This window comes from Bacillus sp. OTU2372 (assembly GCF_038440275.1).
Taxonomy (GTDB): domain Bacteria; phylum Bacillota; class Bacilli; order Bacillales; family Cytobacillaceae; genus Neobacillus; species Neobacillus bataviensis_B.
This window is the reverse complement of sequence record NZ_JASATK010000019.1, coordinates 1-15,462: the sequence shown is the minus strand read 5'-3', so window position 1 is coordinate 15,462 and position 15,462 is coordinate 1. Positions and strand designations below refer to the sequence as shown.

Annotated in this window: 16 protein-coding genes; 14 read left to right on the top strand and 2 right to left on the bottom strand. The window is 37.1% G+C overall.

Translation table 11 applies throughout. From position 1 onward, the window contains the following. The first annotated feature begins 283 nt into the window (after window positions 1-283). From AAHB15_RS22535 to AAHB15_RS22495, 9 genes are all read left to right on the top strand, one after another. Complete coding sequence (locus AAHB15_RS22535) at window positions 284-712, top strand: MarR family winged helix-turn-helix transcriptional regulator (RefSeq protein WP_335572062.1); 429 nt, start codon at window positions 284-286, stop codon at window positions 710-712. Between the two features lie 56 nt (window positions 713-768). Continuing rightward, window positions 769-1,167, top strand: a complete 399-nt coding sequence (locus tag AAHB15_RS22530) for a DoxX family protein (protein ID WP_342043384.1) — start codon at window positions 769-771, stop codon at window positions 1,165-1,167. Between the two features lie 118 nt (window positions 1,168-1,285). Continuing rightward, complete coding sequence (locus AAHB15_RS22525; RefSeq protein ID WP_335572064.1) at window positions 1,286-2,224, top strand: ring-cleaving dioxygenase; 939 nt, start codon at window positions 1,286-1,288, stop codon at window positions 2,222-2,224. Between the two features lie 22 nt (window positions 2,225-2,246). Continuing rightward, complete coding sequence (locus tag AAHB15_RS22520; RefSeq protein ID WP_342043383.1) at window positions 2,247-2,855, top strand: flavin reductase family protein; 609 nt, start codon at window positions 2,247-2,249, stop codon at window positions 2,853-2,855. A 29-nt stretch (window positions 2,856-2,884) separates the two neighbouring features. Continuing rightward, window positions 2,885-3,832, top strand: coding sequence for a ring-cleaving dioxygenase (locus tag AAHB15_RS22515; RefSeq protein ID WP_342043382.1), 948 nt, complete (start codon window positions 2,885-2,887; stop codon window positions 3,830-3,832). Then, complete coding sequence (locus AAHB15_RS22510; RefSeq protein ID WP_335572067.1) at window positions 3,829-4,440, top strand: alpha/beta hydrolase; 612 nt, start codon at window positions 3,829-3,831, stop codon at window positions 4,438-4,440. Before AAHB15_RS22515 ends, AAHB15_RS22510 begins: the two co-directional genes overlap by 4 nt. A 25-nt stretch (window positions 4,441-4,465) precedes the next feature. Beyond that, a complete protein-coding gene (locus tag AAHB15_RS22505) occupies window positions 4,466-4,891 on the top strand; it encodes a DoxX family protein (protein ID WP_335572068.1) in 426 nt (141 codons plus the stop codon). Between the two features lie 331 nt (window positions 4,892-5,222). Then, a complete protein-coding gene (locus AAHB15_RS22500) occupies window positions 5,223-5,822 on the top strand; it encodes a nitroreductase family protein (RefSeq protein WP_335572069.1) in 600 nt (199 codons plus the stop codon). A 661-nt stretch (window positions 5,823-6,483) separates the two neighbouring features. Continuing rightward, complete coding sequence (locus AAHB15_RS22495) at window positions 6,484-6,972, top strand: CBO0543 family protein (RefSeq protein WP_342043381.1); 489 nt, start codon at window positions 6,484-6,486, stop codon at window positions 6,970-6,972. 52 nt (window positions 6,973-7,024) lie between these two features. Here the strand turns inward: AAHB15_RS22495 and AAHB15_RS22490 are convergent, their stop codons facing one another. After that, the gene (locus AAHB15_RS22490; protein WP_335572071.1) at window positions 7,025-7,495 is read right to left on the bottom strand and encodes a DinB family protein; all 471 of its coding nucleotides are present in this window, start codon (window positions 7,493-7,495) and stop codon (window positions 7,025-7,027) included. 443 nt (window positions 7,496-7,938) lie between these two features. Here AAHB15_RS22490 and AAHB15_RS22485 point away from each other — a divergent pair, with 443 nt between their 5' ends. The 4 genes from AAHB15_RS22485 to AAHB15_RS22470 all read left to right on the top strand — a co-directional run bounded on the left by AAHB15_RS22485 (window position 7,939) and on the right by AAHB15_RS22470 (window position 12,479). Next, complete coding sequence (locus tag AAHB15_RS22485; RefSeq protein ID WP_335572072.1) at window positions 7,939-8,208, top strand: CD3324 family protein; 270 nt, start codon at window positions 7,939-7,941, stop codon at window positions 8,206-8,208. A gap of 139 nt (window positions 8,209-8,347) precedes the next feature. Beyond that, window positions 8,348-8,998, top strand: a complete 651-nt coding sequence (locus AAHB15_RS22480) for a FusB/FusC family EF-G-binding protein (protein WP_335572073.1) — start codon at window positions 8,348-8,350, stop codon at window positions 8,996-8,998. 222 nt (window positions 8,999-9,220) lie between these two features. Further along, window positions 9,221-11,560, top strand: a complete 2,340-nt coding sequence (locus AAHB15_RS22475) for an outer membrane protein assembly factor BamB family protein (RefSeq protein ID WP_342043380.1) — start codon at window positions 9,221-9,223, stop codon at window positions 11,558-11,560. A gap of 304 nt (window positions 11,561-11,864) precedes the next feature. Continuing rightward, window positions 11,865-12,479 (top strand): nucleotidyltransferase family protein, encoded by a 615-nt coding sequence (locus AAHB15_RS22470; protein ID WP_342043379.1) that lies wholly within the window; start codon window positions 11,865-11,867, stop codon window positions 12,477-12,479. An 80-nt stretch (window positions 12,480-12,559) separates the two neighbouring features. Here AAHB15_RS22470 and AAHB15_RS22465 read toward each other — a convergent pair whose 3' ends face one another. Continuing rightward, entirely contained in the window at window positions 12,560-13,477 is a 918-nt protein-coding gene (locus tag AAHB15_RS22465; protein ID WP_342043378.1) for an AraC family transcriptional regulator, read from the bottom strand. A gap of 1,047 nt (window positions 13,478-14,524) precedes the next feature. On the opposite strand from AAHB15_RS22465, the gene AAHB15_RS22455 reads away from it, so the two are divergent. Then, window positions 14,525-15,376 carry an aldo/keto reductase gene (locus AAHB15_RS22455; RefSeq protein ID WP_342043377.1) on the top strand — a complete coding sequence of 284 codons (852 nt, stop codon included), beginning with the start codon at window positions 14,525-14,527 and terminating at the stop codon, window positions 15,374-15,376. Window positions 15,377-15,462: the final 86 nt, after the last annotated feature.

Sequence of the window (15,462 nt, the reverse complement as noted above, 5' to 3'; positions counted from 1 at the left end):
TGTAACCAAGTTTCATTTAATTACAAAGTAAAAACCATATAAATTTTTATAAAAACCCCCATTGTATGTTAATTTGTCAAATAATCGCCATAAATGATTGTTTTTTAATAATAATAGGAAACAAAATAAAGTGAACATATTAAAAAATGAAGAGACAGCTTATCAAGAAAAAGAAATATGTAAGTTTTATTGAAAATATTATTGACAAAGGGGTCTTAAAGTTTTATTATTATCTCATATTCAAGATATTTTAATTTGAGGTGTTTTGTTGGAGGTGAAATAAATGGAAAAAACATGCACTAATTTACCCTATCTTGTTTTAATGCAAACTTCAAAAGCAGTACAGGATTGTATGAGAGTGGAAATGAGTCAGTATAACCTTAGTATTACTGAATTTTCCGTTCTAGAAGTGCTTTACAATAAGGGAAAACAAACAATCCATCAAATTGGTAATTGCATTTTAATTTCAAGTGGCACAATGACTTATGTTATAGATAAATTAGAACAAAGAGATTTATTAAGTCGTCATGCATGTGTTGAAGATCGCAGAGTAATCCATGTTACGTTAACAGACACAGGAAAAGAAATGATGGCAAAGATCATGCCAAAACATCTAGAATTTGTAGATTCTATGTTTTGCTCTTTAAATAAAGAGGAGAAAGAAATATTTGTTAAACTCCTGAAAAAGATAAATAGGAAAGAACAAAGTTAATTTTTTTAGTTTTATATCTCGAAATCGAGATAAATATTGTATTAGGAGGATTTGAGATGATAAATCTTGGTTTATTAATAATTCGTTTAGTAGTGGGTATCTTATTCATTGGTCATGGAGCTCAAAAATTGTTTGGATGGTTCGGCGGTTATGGTTTAAAGGGTACAGGAGGCTGGTTTGATTCCATTGGCATGAAACCTGGAATAACCATGGCTCTATTGGCAGGATTGGCAGAACTAGTTGGAGGCGTTTTGTTTGCTCTAGGTCTTTTAACCCCACTTGCAGGAATTATTATAGCGGGAACAATGATAATGGCTATCGTCAAAGTGCATGCTCCAAACGGATTATGGGCAACAGCAAATGGATATGAATATAACCTTACGCTGCTTGCAATTGCAATTGGTGTAGCTTTAATTGGACCAGGTCAATATGCTTTAGATGCTTTTTTATTCTAATTATCTCGATTTGGAGATAATTGAATTGAAGTAAATAGTTTAAGATTTTATTTTCATCCTGGGAACAAAATAGGTAAGAGTGGATTTTTAAAATTAAATCAGAAATGGAGTGGTGAAAATGAGTAAGAAAACAATGGGGATTCACCATATCACAGCAATCGTTGGACATCCGCAAGAAAATGTAGACTTTTACGCTGGAGTTTTAGGATTGCGTTTGGTCAAACATACTGTAAATTTTGATGACCCAGGAACTTATCACCTTTATTTCGGTAATGAAGGTGGTAAGCCAGGAACCATTATTACATTCTTTCCGTGGGCAGGAGCTCATCAAGGAATTATCGGGGACGGTCAAGTAGGAGTTACTTCCTATGTAGTTCCAAAAGGGGCGATGAAATTTTGGGAAAAAAGACTAGAAAAATTCAATGTCCCTTTTACAAAAATGGAACGCTTTGGAGAGCAATATTTGGAATTCGATGATCCGCATGGTCTTCACCTGGAAATTGTCGAAAGAGAAGAAGGAGAAAACAATACTTGGACTTTCGGTGAGGTAATACCTGAAGTTGCTATCAAAGGTTTTGGAGGAGCAATTCTTTTATCAACTCAGCCTGATAAAACGGGAGAATTATTAGAAAAAGTAATGGGACTTGAATTAGTCGGTAAAGAAGGAGATTTCGCACGTTACCGTTCTTCTGGGGATATCGGAAATATTATTGATCTAAAATTAACTCCAATTGGACGCGGACAAATGGGTGTGGGAACCGTTCACCATATTGCATGGCGGGCTATTAATGATCAAGATCAATTGGATTGGCAAAAATATGTGGCAGCGAACGGTTACGGAGTAACTCCTGTTCAGGATCGAAATTACTTCAATGCCATTTATTTCAGAGAACATGGAGAAATACTGTTTGAAATTGCAACGGATCCTCCAGGATTTGCTCATGATGAATCACAGGAAACAATGGGTGAAAAACTGATGCTTCCATCACAGTATGAGCCTCATAGAGCTAAAATTGAAAGAGTTTTATTACCGTTCAATGTAAGAGAACTAGACTGATTTCACGAAAGGGATGATATCTTTGCTTTCAATTGATCCAGCCTCATTGTCTGAACGAGAAAATTATAAATTTCTAATAGGAAGCATCATACCTAGACCAATAGCCTTCGTCACATCGATTTCAAAAGATGGTGTTTTGAATGGAGCACCCTTTAGTTATTTTAACATCGTATCATCCAATCCCCCGATGATTTCATTATCTATTCAACGCTCAGCTGGGGGACAAAAAGATACAGCAAGAAATATTACTGAGTCCAAGCAATTTGTTGTTCACATTGTTGACGAACACAACGTGGAAAAAATAAATAAAACAGCTGCCGGCCTTCCTCCTAATCAAAGTGAGATTGAGTTAGCTCACTTAACTCCAGTAGATAGTGTAAAAATATCAGTTCCTGGAGTTAAGGAAGCGAAAATCAGAATGGAATGTTCCTTAGAGCATTCCTTAGAATTGGGAGGCTTGGACATGCCAGGGTGTGACCTGATTATAGGAAAAGTTGTTCAGTTTCATATCGATAATGACATTTATGAAAAAGGAAGAATTGATCCAAGGGGCTTAGCAGCGGTCAGCCGATTAGCTGGGAATAATTACGCAAAAATTGGTGAGATATTTGAAATTGAAAGACCTAATTAAAGCCCCATTCGATGATTGGAGAGGGTAAAATGCAAAAAACAGCGGGTATCCATCATATCACAGCAATGGTAAACGATGCTCAAAGAAATATTGATTTCTATGCAGGTGTACTGGGGTTAAGGTTTGTCAAAAAAACCATTAATTTTGATCGTCCAGAAGTGTACCATCTCTATTTTGGGAATGAAATAGGTCAACCAGGTTCGGTAATAACATTTTTTCCATGGGCTAAACAACTAAAAGGTCGAATTGGAATCGGTCAGGTTGGTGTGACTAGTTATGTGATTCCGAAGGGTTCGGTTCCTTTTTGGGAGAATCGATTACGGAAATTTGGAATCGAATTTACTTCATCCAATCGGTTTGGGGAAAGTTATTTAAAATTTCATGATCCAGACGGACTCCTATTGGAATTGACAGAACGAGACGAAGGTCCAGTAAATACTTGGAACTTTGGAGGAGTTCAAGCAGAAAATGCGATAAAAGGTTTTGGAGGTGCGATTCTTTTTTCTGCACAGCCACATAAGACAACTGATGTTCTAGAAAACGTTTTGGGTTTGGAATGCATTGGTCAAGAAAATGAATTTTTACGATTTAAATCTGAAGGTAATATAGGAAATACAGTTGATATTCAGCTAAATCCTTCTGTTCGAGGGCTGATGGGGGCTGGAACGGTTCACCATATAGCATGGAGAGCAAAGGATGAGGAAGAGCATCAAAAGTGGAGATCGCTTCTCCTTGAAAAAGAGTATTATCCTACAGAGATTCTTGACCGAAACTACTTCAAAGCTCTATATTTTCATGAACCAGGGGGTATCCTCTTCGAAATTGCGACCGACCCACCGGGTTTTGCGGCGGATGAACCTATAGAGGAACTCGGGAAAAAACTTATGCTGCCATCTTGGTTAGAGTCAAGAAGAGAAGAATTGGAAGAAACCTTACCGCGGGTAGAGGTTCGTGTTCTGGAGGGAGATAAATTATGAAACACATATTCAATAAAGGCCAAGATCCAACAAAACCAACACTATTATTGCTTCATGGTACCGGTGGCAATGAATTAGACCTGCTGCCTCTTGCTGGAAGAATTGATGATGAAGCTTCCGTTTTAAGCGTTCGAGGAAATGTATTAGAAAATGGAATGCCGAGATTCTTCAGAAGATTAGCGGAAGGTGTATTTGATGAAGAAGACCTCGTTTTCCGAACAAAAGAATTAAATGAGTTTCTCGATGAAGCCGCTGAAAAGTATGGTTTCGACCGAGATCATATTATCGCCATTGGATACTCAAATGGAGCGAATATAGCAGCGAGTATATTATTTCACTATCAAAATGCCTTAAAGGGTGCCATTCTTCATCATCCTATGGTGCCGAGAAAAGGGATCGACCTTCCAGATTTATCGGGTAAGTCTGTGTTTATAGCAGCTGGGACAAATGATCCGATTTGCTCACCAATGGAATCGGCTGAACTTGAATCATTATTAAAAAAGGCTAATGCGAATGTAGAACTTCATTGGGAGAATAGAGGTCATCAATTAACCGCCCATGAGGTCGAAGCGGCAGTAAGTTGGTATCGAAAGTTAATAATCAAATAATACAAGAATTTCGGAGGATTATAGAATGTTGGTAAGAAACGAAATAGGAGCACTTATTTTACGAGTAACATTAGGAGTATTGTTTTTAATTCATGGAGTTGTAAAATTTCAAGGTGGAATTGAGAATATTGTAGGATGGTTTGATAGTATCGGCTTGCCTGGATTTATGGCATATGGCGTTGCATCTCTTGAAATTATTGGTGGGATCGCCATAATCATTGGATTGGCAACGAGATTTTTTGCAGCATTGTTTGCATTACTAATGATTGGGGCAACTTTAAAAGTAAAACTTTCTGTTGGTTTATTAGGAAATGGCCAAATGGCAGGCTACGAGTTAGATTTAGCATTCCTAGCAATAGCATTTTTCCTTGCAATCAATGGAAGCAAGCTATTGTCAGTTAGTTCCATGATATTTAAAAAGGATTCAAAAGAGTTAACAAAAGCTGCTTAATGCTTAATCAACCTATTAAAAGAAAGAAATAATAGGTGGTGATTGTGATGGGTGTCTTATCCAAACTATTTGGATATTCTACTGAGAAGGAGACAGAGAAAAGGGCAAATGTAATATCGTCACTCTATTGGCAGCAGACTGCTGGCTGATTATAGTTTCTCATACTATAAAATAGTTCGATGGGAACCATAAATATATCATTGTTAATTTTACCAAAAGTAGAAGTCGAAAAATATTTTAAACAAATGAATTGGCTTTTAATTCTGAATTAAATTATTGTTAATTTGAGATGTTTAGCTTCAAAATATAATTTGCTGGAGGGTATAATGTTATGACTAAAGATTTTTATTCTGTTCTAAAAGAAAGACGTTCATTCTATGGAATTAATAAAGACGTACAAGTTTCGGATGAGAGAATTAATGAAATTGTTGAATTTGCAGTAAAATACACACCTTCTGCTTTTAACTCGCAAACAGCACGTCTTGTAATACTGACTGATGAATCTCATGATAAATTATGGGATATTACTACTGAGACCTTAAGAGAGTTAGTTGGAAATGGGGACTTTTCTGGAACTCAACAAAAGATGGAATCATTTAAGGCGGGGTACGGAACAGTATTATTTTTTGAGGACCAAGATATTATTAAATCTCTTCAAGAACAATTCAGTACATATGCTGACAATTTTCCCGTTTGGTCAAATCAAGCATCAGGTATGCACCAATTAGTTGTTTGGGCAGCATTAGAATCAGAAGGGCTAGGAGCATCGTTACAACACTATAACCCACTTATTGATGAAGAAGTGAAAAATGAATGGAATATTCCTTCTAATTGGAAGTTGATTGCCCAGATGCCTTTTGGTAATCCAACAGCTCAACCAGGTGAGAAAGAATTTAAGCCAGTAGAAGATCGTGTGAAATTTTATAAATAAGATAGTTGAAGAGTTTTTTTCATAAATGAAGCCTGATGGTAATTTCCATCAGGTTTTTTGTTGGGAATGGGGGGAGTCAATAGCGTGTGAGCCAGAACTGCCGCGTTTCGAAGCAGCTCATACGATGGTGGGAGAAGGGGGGGGGCACCCCCTCCGTATTTATTAAGTGTATTTCCTTCAAATTTTAAGAGGTTCCCATCTTTACCTTTTTAAGCTTGTTTGCTTTCTTTCTAATATTATATACGTTTTATCATTTCTACAATTTCTTTTCGTTCATCTTCCTTGTTCATTTCTATATTTGCTCGTTTCTTGCAAAATTCACATTCGCAATCCTTATTATGTTGATCCAATTTTTTATTGTTTTTGTCCATCTTTATTCTAGACTCCTTTCAAACTAATGACAGGTATCTTAAACCAGATTACAACAGGGGATAGAATCATCTGTCTGAATTAAGCATTCCCAAAATTACAGAGACAATACTTGAATATAAAGATTTAGGTACATTCAAATGGGATAAGGAAAATTCGAGTGAATGAACTAATCCATTGTATTGCTTTATGGGTTTTTATTTAAAAATTAATTAAATTACGATTGAGTATTAATGGTAAATTTAGGGCATTTTAAGGATATCAATATGATAATGTGAGAGGATGTTAATTAGTGGAGAGAAAGTTGTTAAAGTTACTATTTGCAGGATGTGTTTTATCTTTTCCATTTTTATTTAGAGGTTTAAAAATGAGAGAAAATCTTTTGATCTTTTTCTCAAAAGGAGTTATTGCGACTCTTATTGATGCTTATGTTGTTGGCACCAAAAGAATTGAATACCCAGTTCGCCCTTTTTCAAAAATTTTTAAAACAAATATTATTTATGACATGTTATTTTTCCCAATTCTAAGTGTTATCTGGGTGAAAATATCGTATAATGATAAATTCAGTAAAATTCTAATGAAAAGTTTGCTTTTTAGTGTTCCCATGAGTCTAGGTCAATGGTTTATGGAAAAGAACACGAGATTATTTAAATGGAACAAATGGTCAGCCTTCCATACTTTTGCAAGTGTTAATTTTACTTTGTTTATCATTAGAGGGTTTGTTGGTTTATTAAAAATGTTAGATAAGTTGAAAGGTAAACAAAATATTACCGAATATTAAAGGTTAATTCTAAGAAAGGTGCATCACTATTGTGATAGCACCAATGAAATGGCTAATCCCAGATACGAATTCTTGGAACCCCTGCTGTTCTTAAATAATCCAATAACTGACCAGTATGAACTGATTCATGATAGGCAACACGTAACAGCATGTCACCTAAATCTCTTATGTACCCTGAATCGGAGCGGTCAATCTTAATATTTGCCAAGTCTTCTTCAGTAAATGACTTGATTGAATCAATGAAATCATTTCGATAAGGTTCTGCAAATTCCAATTCTGCATTTACAGAAGTAAAGGGTCTATTTTCGAAAGGTGAATCGAAAACGGATAAACTCCCTCGATTTTTAATGGCCAGGTGGTAATAATGCTCGCTTTCCAATACGTGTCTAATCATTTCTATGCAATTCAGTGCTTCATCATCTGGTCTCCATTCGAGTTTTTCTCTAGGAATAGATGTCCAAACCTTTATGCTTCTTCTTCTAACTTCATTAAAGTTAATAATCAATAAATCAATTGAGTTCATATATGTTCCTCCTTTGATAAATATATTATTATTATATACACGAATGGATGTTCGTGCCAATATGTTGGAGGGAACCTTTTCATATTTTTGAAAACATTGAATTTAAGACGCTTATTAAATTAACGGGTGAGCTTTAATAACAAAGGATCATTTTTTCTTATTCAAGTAAACCAGCTAATAATTTCCTTGAAATTTTATTTTAAAAAGCTATATCGATTCAATCGAATAGAAAATTTCGCTATAATTAAAAATTAAAGGGGGTGTTTACAGATGGAGAATCACTTAAGATTGTCTGGTACTTCTTCCACTCATGCAAAGCCTATTATTGGAAAGGCGATACTTTGCGTGGGGCGAAACATTTAATTTTATCGCTTAACAAGCTTTTCTAATATTTTGGCTTTGCACCTTATTTTTATGAAATCCAAAATAAGGAGCGGGCAAAATTGAAATATCTTAATGCAACAAAAGTTTTACCCGAAAAGCTAATCGTGGAAATCCAAAAGTATGTCCAGGGGGAAACTCTTTACATTCCTAAGCCGGAAACGGAGCATCGGAAATGGGGAACCTCAAGTGGCGGGAGACGGATGCTTGATCACCGTAATGCCGCTATTAGAAATTCCTTCATTAGTGGCAGCAGTATCCAGCAGCTAGCTAATGAATATTACCTCTCAACCGAAACCATTAAGAAAATTGTTTATTCACATAAAAAGTAGGCAAACAGCACTGGTGAAATCCTTCATCAGTGTTTTTTATGTAAAAAACGGTTCTAAGTCATATTCTCCATTTTAAAATCTTAATGCATTTTTTAAAATAAGTGTAAGAGAAGTCTGCAAATAATAGGAGAGAAATGTAATGACCGAAAAATTTATTAAAAATGAGCAGTTGAATTTTATAAAAAAACAGATTGCTATGATTAATGACAGTGCTAAAAAGAATATACCCCCAAACGTGTTGGCTGCTGTGATCGACTTAGCCAATGCCAAAATCTTGGACCTCATTCCAAATGCATCAGTGGATCAACAAGTAATGCTGGATCTTTCCAGACTAAAAACGGATACTGAGTATGAGCAATATATCCAACGTCTTTCAGACTATTTGCTTCCCTTTCCAAAAATCACCGAGCAGCAACTGAAAAAGATGTTTCCGAAGAATAAAAAATTAAAGCTTCCTGATTTATCAAAAATTGACCACAGCCAGCTGACATATTTAAGCTGGAACGATCTAAGATCTAATAAAAAATTTATTGTATATGAAATGGATGGAAAAATGGTAGGCATCGAATGTAGTTTTACACCGACTAGTAAAAACAATATTTGTTCTTTCTGTAATTGTTTTGGAGAGGTTGCCTATTTTTCCACCGTCACAAAAGCGAAAAAATCTAAAAATCCGGATTATTACAAGGCCATCGGAAATTTTATTTGTGCCAATAGCAGCGAATGTAATAAAAAAATAACCAGTGTCGAATATTTAACAACTTTTCTAAAAGACTCATTAGGTATGTGAATACTTGTCATAGTGTTACTATAATAATTATTTTAGTTAGTCTTTTTAAATATTTTTGTTTATTAAAGGTTTCAATTTTTTATATTTACAACCAGAAATAACTTTTTAAATAAATGAGTGTTTTAAAACATCATACTTCTCGTCCAAATGACATCACATCACCATGTAGGTATTTGTGCATAAAATGATGAGTGCACAATGATGGAGGTGTGATGTTCAAACATGAGCTATTTCAATTATTATAGACCATATACTCCAGTTACAGCTTATCTAGCAGATAGACCCATTTATGTAAATGGGGCGGAAGTAAATACAGGGATCTATCCTGTTCTACATTTTCAGCGTAATCATGCACAGTATCCATCCGTATATGTACCGATATCGGAGCTTACAAGAATAGGAGCTAGGGTTTTTTGGGACGAAAAACAAATGGTTTTTCATGTAACGAGTGATTATGAGGTCTTAAAAGCTCAAAACGAACAATTAAAGCAAAAGATAACGGAATTAAACAGGCTGGTAAGGAATCAGGATTTGCGGGCTGATAGCCAAAACTGGCAAATGCATTTAGGCGATCAGGGTAATACAAATTACTCCACTGCCACTTTGCCCGTGGAGTTAACGTTAAAGAAAGATCCCTTTAAAAATGCTTCATCTCTGTTTAGTGTAGACCAAAATCAGCTGTACTCTGTGGAACGGATTGAGAAAAAAATTCTTTCTGCAACAAACTTGGACACCAATCAAGAGAAATGGAATTTTTCAACTGAAAACCAGGATGCTTTTCTTGATTTGATTGCAAATGATGGAGTGGTTTACGCTTCAACCATGAATAAACTTTATGCGATTCAGGATAACAGCACCTATACGCAGACACTTTGGAGCATTGATACGTTTGCAAATCGGCTCTTATTAGACCAAAATACATTGTTTTATTACACCAGGAACACCGCAGGTCTTGAAGGAATTGGCGCTGTCGACGCAAAAACAGGCCAAAGTAAATGGACTTATACCCTTAAAACTAATGAGCAAGTGGCGGGTGTTCTTGCTGCAGGTGGAAACCGTTTGTATGCCAATATACGGAACCCGGTCCAAATGACCTCTAAAATGTATGCATTTGATACAGCTTCGAGTACCGTTCTATGGACACTGGATGTTGCCTCAGGGGCCTCAATCTATGGAGCTCCTGTTTATAAAGAGGAAAAGCTTTACTTGGATTCGAAAAATACAACGAGGAACATTTTTGCCATTGATGCCGCAACTGGGAGGACTTTGTGGAAGTTTAGTCCAACGGGTATGTATACACAGCCTCTTTCTGTAACAAATGATTCTGTCATTGTCCTCGATGATACAAATATCTTCTCCATTGATAAGAATACAGGAATCCAAAAATGGAAGACCTTGTACGCTGAGCAGATCGTTGCTGGCGGACTACAGACCATTAGAGGTTCTGATGGAATGGTCGTTGCTTCAGACAAAATAATCTTAGAAAACTATAACAAAATAAAGTTCTTTAATACAGCCACTGGCCAGTTGATTTTTTCTACACTTCAGCTTTCTACTCCTACAGGCGGTGTTGGAGTACGGCCAATCGGCGTCATCAATGACACCATTTTTGTAACAGAGTCCAATCAAATCCTTTATACGTATGCAGTTCCAAAACCAACCCAGGCAGATACAGTAAAGCCAACGGCGACGATTGACTTGCCGGCAGTTAGCCAGCTTTCTGTCCAGGACGGAAAATATCAAATAAGTATCCCTGTTACAATTAGTGAAGATGCCGATATGGATGTAACCATTGTCGATGAAAGCGGGCAGACAGTTCAAACAATTGGCTGGGGACGTCACCTAAAGGGGACATCCAATTTCTATTGGGATGGAAAAAATAACAGGGGCTTTAATGTAATCCGTGGAAATTACCATCCTGTTGTCAAGCTCGCAGATCTGGCTGGAAATACGAATGTATATGATGCACGTGACAAGGTCATTCAAATTACAGCAGGTTTTGGTTTAACTGTTAAAAATGCAAATCTTCGCACGACTGCAGACACACAAAGTGCAATAATAACGACAATTCCTGCCGGTTCTGAGGTGGCCATAACAGGAGAAACAGGGGATTGGTACCAGGTAGAGTACAGGATAATCAGCTCCGTACTAAAAGGATTTATTTTCAAGCCATTAATCAAAGTTCCATCCAATCAGGAGATTCAAACCATCGACAATGCTAAGACAAGAACAAACGCCAATGTCAGAACTTCTGCTGGAACGCAGTATGCTTCAAAAATCGTGCTTCCAATGAATACGGATATTAAAATTATTTCCGCTCTCGGTGACTGGTATTTAATAGAATATAAGAAAGACACCATCTATTCGGATCAAGGATATGTGGCCAAATATATTGTCACTCTTCCAACTGTATCAACTTTTGTTTACACCGTTGTTTCCGGCGATACTCTCTGGATGATTGCCCAGAAGTATGGTGTAACGGTCGACGCTATAGTCAAAGCCAATAATCTTGATGTTAATCAACCCATCTATGTTGGTCAGAAACTGACCATTGTGAAATAGAACCACTTTAAAAGAGAGCAAACATGCTCTCTTTTTCAATTAATGTAATGTTAAATAAATTCTAGAAACGTAAAAAGGATATTCCTAGCATATATGAATCTACTTTTGAGCACGGAGATGTGTTTTTCAGCTCGGAAGTCGGGGAGCAAGATGGTCATGATCCATTTATAGAAACTGAAAGTGAAGAGTTTGGCGATATGTTACTGCCTCTTTACCATCTTTAGAACATATTCAAGCTAGTGTAGGAATAAACTTACAAGACTAATACATGAATAAGATTAAAAGATTTATAGAGGGTGAAAGCATGGAAGCAATCGTTTTAGCTGCTGGATATTCCAGTCGAGCGAATGCATTTAAAATGACTTTGCCACTGGGGCAAATGTCTGTGTTAGAGCAAACGATTTCCAAATTTGAAGGAGTATGCAGTAAAGTTATCGTCGTAGCTGGGTTTAAAGCAGAATTCATCGAAGAGGAAATCGCAAAAATCTGCCATAAAAACGCCTTTTCATTTCAGATAAGGTTTGTTTATAATGAAGACTTTCATCAAGGAATGTTTTCTTCCATTCAAAAGGGCTGCAACGAAATAAGTGCCTCATCCTTCTTTTTAACACCTGGAGATTGTCCACTTGTAAAAAAAGAGACGGTTCAGCTACTAGCAGAACACGAAGGAAACGTAGTGATTCCCAGCTTTCAATATAAAGGTGGTCACCCCATCCGATTATCAAAACAAGTGAAACAGGAAATTCTCGAAACCAATCCAGAAAGTAATTTGCGTGCGGTCCTTAATGGTTACGAAAGGGAATACTTGAATGTAGATGACCCGGGAGTAATCATGGATGTTGATACGTTGGAGGATTACCAGAAAGCCATTCATTATTGTGTGCTATTAAACAAGCAAAACCCCTTCAGATACAGTTGAAGGGGTTTTTATAACTATTTTTTTTCGATGATAACGAGTAAAACACTATAAAAATTCACCCCCGCCATTTGGCAGGGGGTTCATACGTTTATCGTTTGGTCATGTTTCTCTCTCAGGCGCTTTATATCTTCTTTAGGTGGAAAACCAAACATACGAGAATATTCACGGCTGAATTGCGACGGACTTTCATAGCCTACACGGAATGCGACATCAGCTGCATCTGTCGACTCGGATAATAACAGGCGACGTGCTTCCTGAAGTCTGACTTGTTTTTGGAACTGAATAGGGCTCATTGCAGTTACTTGTTTAAAGTGCCTATGAAGTGAAGAAACACTCATATTTGCAATTTCCGCAAGTTCCTCAATCCGAAAAGAGCGATCATAGTTATTCATGATCTGTTCGATAACGTCTCTGATAAGATGGGTAGAGCTTCCTTCTATTGCCATTTGTTCCAACGTACCCCCATGTTCCCCTTGCAGAACCCTATAAAGAATCTCCTTCGTAAATAGAGGAGCAAGTATCGGAATATCGTCCGGATTAGCTAGCAAACGAGCTAACCTGATGACGGCATCCAACATCGATGACTCCATCGGGCTGACAAACAAACCCCGCTTAGCATTCTCTTTCTTTCCACCCTGAATGTTAAAATCACGTAAAACATCTAAGATTTGACTCGGTGTAAATACAAGATTGAGAGCCAGATACGGAACATCGGAAGAAGCTTCCACAACTTGCGCGGCAACCGGCAGGTCAACCGATGCAACAAGGTAATCGGAAGGACTGTACCTATAGCGCTCCTGAGAGAGCATTACTTCCTTCGCTCCCTGAACGATAATGCATAAAGAAGGCTTGTAAACACTGTGATTTAGATCGGTAATATGAGAGCGGCGAATAAAATATAAAGACGGAACCTCAGTCGCGTGAACACCATCCTGTCCTGAGTAACGCTCTATGAGTTCAGCCAGCTCAACCTGCTGTTTATAGATTTGATCAGACATAAAAGGCCCCCATGTTCTTTATTCTTGCTAGTTTCATTCTAATGCATATTCGCCTATTGCGAAAGTGGATGTGATAGGATTAGGCAATCAATTGATAGGAATGTGATACCATTCGCTTTTTTATATGAAGGATAATTAGGAAGAACACAATGAACAACTCGTGGAATTAAGGTGACAATCATATAAAAGAAGGGAAGATAAAGAATGCAAAAGCGTAAATTGGGTAAAAGTGACTAGAAGTTTCTGCTATCGGACTAGGTTGCATGGGAATGAGTCATGGTTTTGGTCCGACATCAGACACGAAAGGAATGATATCACTGATCAATAAGGCAATTGAACTATTGAAGTCTAATAGCGTCATTACATCGGAGCAAGTTGAAAAAGCTATGATACATGTAGCAAGAGTTGGTTTTTCTCACCCTGTAATAGAAAGTCATGAACTGAAACGGATAAGCAAAAGTTTCGAGCGCCCTGTGAACGAATGAACTTCCATTAACCTGGAATTACAAAATGGCGCGATTTACAAACATTATGTCGCCCTTCGCTAATTAAAAAACGACGTTCAATAGGTAGAATAATAAATGTATCATCCACTACGAAAGGTACAGTTCCCAACCAAACCTTAGTGTGTAAGTATTAGAAAGTGGCGATGATGCATGACGGCGCATTCCTTAGACCGCATAAAAGTCCCCGTAGCAACTTGGGCAGGCTTTCATCAATTAGGTATATCTCCTCAGGACGTGGTTAAGAAAGCACAGCCGCCGCTCACCATTCTTACCGAATCGGTTGAAGTGACTACAGCTCAGTATTTCGCGATTTGGACCGCCACTTTGTCACGTACAATGCGGAGCTGCTAGACATACTAGTTCCTGCACTAGAAAAATCTATGGACGATAAGAAACGCAGCAAATCAATGAACGAGATCGTCAAGTGGATTATAAAGGTAGTCAAGATTTGCTGTTTATTCACTAAAGATAGTTCAGTAATTTCCAATAAATCTTTAAGTAAATTTACAAGTGAAATTTTATAAAACAGGAGGAATTTTTTATGCAAAAAGTTGTTTTAAACAATGGTGTTGAAATGCCGATACTCGGTTTTGGTGTTTTTCAAATTCAAGATGAAAAAGAATGTGAACAAGCTGTTTACGACGCTATTATGGCAGGCTATCGTCTGATTGATACCGCTGCCTCTTATCTAAATGAAGAAGCGGTCGGCAGAGCTATTAAGCGAAGCGGGGTGCCAAGAGAGGAATTGTTTATTACTACGAAATTGTGGGTTCAGGATACAGGTTATGAACGCACAAAGAAAGCATTTGAGAAATCGCTGGAAAGATTGCAGTTGGATTATTTGGATTTGTATTTAATTCATCAGCCATTTGGCGATGTTTACGGTTCTTGGCGTGCGATGGAGGAATTGTACCGTGAGGGGAAGATTAGAGCAATTGGAGTTAGCAATTTCTATCCGGATCGTCTGATTGATTTAATCCTTCATAATGAAGTTGTTCCTGCAGTTAATCAGGTTGAAACACATGTTTTCAACCAACAAATCGAAAGTCATAACTTTATGAAAGAGAACAATGTTCAGATTGAGTCTTGGGGACCTTTTGCTGAAGGAAAAAATAAAATGTTCCAGAACGAAATTTTAATATCAATAGCCGAAAAGCATAATAAATCAGTTGCCCAGGTGGTTTTACGTTGGTTAACACAAAGAGGAGTCGTTGCGATTCCAAAGTCTGTTCGTAAGGAAAGAATCATCGAAAACTTTAAAATCTTTGACTTTGAATTAAATCATGAGGATATGGAAAGAATTGCTGCCTTAGATACGAAACAAAGCTTGTTCTTTTCACACCAAGACCCTGAAATGGTAAAATGGATCGGGACCCGTAAACTAGATATTTAATGTTCTTCTTATCAACACAATCAAAATGATATTCTCGGGTGAGTTTACCCACCAAAAGATGGGACCGCTGTGGCGGTCCCTTATTG